Source organism: Streptomyces phytophilus, from assembly GCF_013870535.1.
Taxonomy (GTDB): Bacteria; Actinomycetota; Actinomycetes; order Streptomycetales; family Streptomycetaceae; genus Streptomyces; species Streptomyces phytophilus.
The window spans coordinates 1-1,838 of the sequence record NZ_JACBXC010001194.1 but is presented as its reverse complement, the minus strand read 5'-3'; the positions used below and the strand labels follow the sequence as shown (position 1 = coordinate 1,838).

The window sequence follows — 1,838 nt, the reverse complement described above, 5'->3', positions numbered from 1 at the left end:
TGGACACCGCCCCCGACCGCGCCGCGGCGCTCGCCGAGACCCTGGCACCGGAACTTCCCGGCACCCGGATCAGCACCGCCGCCGACGCCGAGGCCGCGGTCGGCGACGCGGAGATCGTCTGCTGCGCCACCCCCGCGACCAGCCCGCTCTTCCGCGCACAGGCCCTGCCCGCCCGGGTCCACGTCAACGCCATCGGCGCCTTCCGCCCCACGATGCGCGAACTGCCCGACGGACTCCTGTCCGCCGCCGCCGTGGTCGTCGACGAGCGCGAGGCCGTCCTCGAAGAGTCCGGTGAGATCCGGCACGCGCTGGAGACCGGCGCTCTCACCGAGGACGACCTCGTCGAACTCGGCACCGCCCTGACCGCCCCGAAGGCCCCGCGCGGCGAGCGGACCGTCTTCAAGACCGTCGGCGTCGCGATGCAGGACTGGGCCATCGCGCGCCTGCTCGCCGACACGTTCCTTCCCTGACCCGCCCCGGGGAGTGCGGGCCTTCGGCCGTGCGGGTGACGGGGTACGCCGCCGTCAGCGGCCGAGCTTGCGCTTGAGCTGGGCCTTGTTCATGGTGGAGCGGCCGTGGATGTTGCGGCGCCGGGCCTCGGCGTACAGCTGGTCGTACGTGGGGCCCCCGGCGCCGCGGTGGGAGCGGAGGCCCCCGCGGCGGCCGGAGGAGACGTCGCGGGTGGAGGTACGGCTCGCGGTGCGGGCCTCGCCGGTCCTGGCGCGCTCCTTGTTCACGGTGCGGGCGGCGATCTCCTTGGCCCGCGCGGGCCGGACGCCGCGCTTCCGGGCGCCTTCCTCGATGTGCTCGTACTGGCGCTCCCGCTTGGGGCTGGATCCTCTCGGCATGTCTTCTCCCTGATGTCGGTTCGGTACGTCGCCACCATCGTCAGCCACCGAAGATTCCCCATCAAACGGACAAAGCTTCCAGCTGTGCGCTCCGGTTTCAGTCCACCGGCGCGGGGAACCCGGGCCGGGACCGGCCTGCGGCACCGCACAGCGGCACCGCACAGCGGCACCGCACAGCGAAGGGAACACGCCCATGACGTACTACCCGAACGGCCAGCGCACTGCCGCGCAGCAGGCGCTCCACACCGTCGCCGAGAACGGCCCGGACCAGGAAGCCCTGCACACGCTCGCCGGGAGCCAGGTGCTGCTGCCCGACCCGGAACCGGCCGAGGAGCAGGCCGGGCCAGGACAGGCGCAGGCGCTGATCCTGCCGGTGGTGGAGCAGGGCGACGGCACCCGGCTGGTGCCCGTCTTCACGTCCGCCGACCGCCTGGAGCAGGTCTTCCCGGAGATCGAGCACTACCACGCGATAGGGCTCGGCGACCTCGCCCGCGGCTGGCCCTCGGACGGCCCGTCGCTGGTCGTCGACGCGGGCAGCCCGGAAGAGGTGGCGCTGACGGCCCAGGGGGTGAGGGACCTGCTGGCCACGGCCTGACCCCTCGCCGCAGCCGCTCGTCGCGAGCGGCTGCGGCGAGGCCCCCGTCCGGCAACCCGCCCGCCCGGAGAGTGCCGGGCGGGTTCAGGCGTGTGCGTCCTCCCTGACCTGCGCCGCCACGCCCTTGTCCAGCGCGCAGCGCACCAGCGCCGCCGTGAACGGCGCGAGTTGCGGCTCGCTCACGAGCCGGGCCAGCCGGGACGGGTCCTTCGGCAGGTCCACGCGGCCGGCGCCCTGCACGACCTTCGCGTCGATGTACGGGGCGGCCTCCGGCCAGATCCCCTGGACCTCGCGCAGGAAGATGGCCGCGCCCACGGGCCCGAGGCCGGGGACCCGCCGCAGCAGCGCGGCCAGGACGGGCACTTCTGTCATGGTCAGCACCGTTGCGGTCGGCA

The 1,838-nt window shown here is 74.3% G+C and carries 2 protein-coding genes and 2 pseudogenes; 2 read left to right on the top strand and 2 right to left on the bottom strand.

Going from position 1 to position 1,838, the window contains the following annotated elements; translation table 11 throughout:
- Window positions 1–470: pseudogene (locus H5J30_RS30670) on the top strand (ornithine cyclodeaminase family protein); the annotation flags it as partial.
- 54 nt (window positions 471–524) lie between these two features.
- Here the strand turns inward: H5J30_RS30670 and H5J30_RS30665 are convergent.
- The gene (locus tag H5J30_RS30665; protein WP_181790727.1) at window positions 525–848 is read right to left on the bottom strand and encodes a plasmid stabilization protein; all 324 of its coding nucleotides are present in this window, start codon (window positions 846–848) and stop codon (window positions 525–527) included.
- Between the two features lie 193 nt (window positions 849–1,041).
- On the opposite strand from H5J30_RS30665, the gene H5J30_RS30660 reads away from it, so the two are divergent.
- Window positions 1,042–1,443 (top strand): SseB family protein, encoded by a 402-nt coding sequence (locus H5J30_RS30660; protein ID WP_181790725.1) that lies wholly within the window; start codon window positions 1,042–1,044, stop codon window positions 1,441–1,443.
- An 84-nt stretch (window positions 1,444–1,527) separates the two neighbouring features.
- On the opposite strand, the pseudogene H5J30_RS30655 reads toward H5J30_RS30660, so the two are convergent.
- Window positions 1,528–1,838 (bottom strand): annotated as a pseudogene (locus H5J30_RS30655) (endonuclease); the annotation flags it as partial.

What these genes read in the sequence shown, in the direction of transcription:
- H5J30_RS30660 (WP_181790725.1), top strand. Translation starts at nt 1,042, where the DNA reads ATGACGTACTACCCGAACGGCCAGCGCACTGCCGCGCAGCAGGCGCTC.
- H5J30_RS30665 (WP_181790727.1), bottom strand. Translation starts at nt 848, where the DNA reads ATGCCGAGAGGATCCAGCCCCAAGCGGGAGCGCCAGTACGAGCACATC.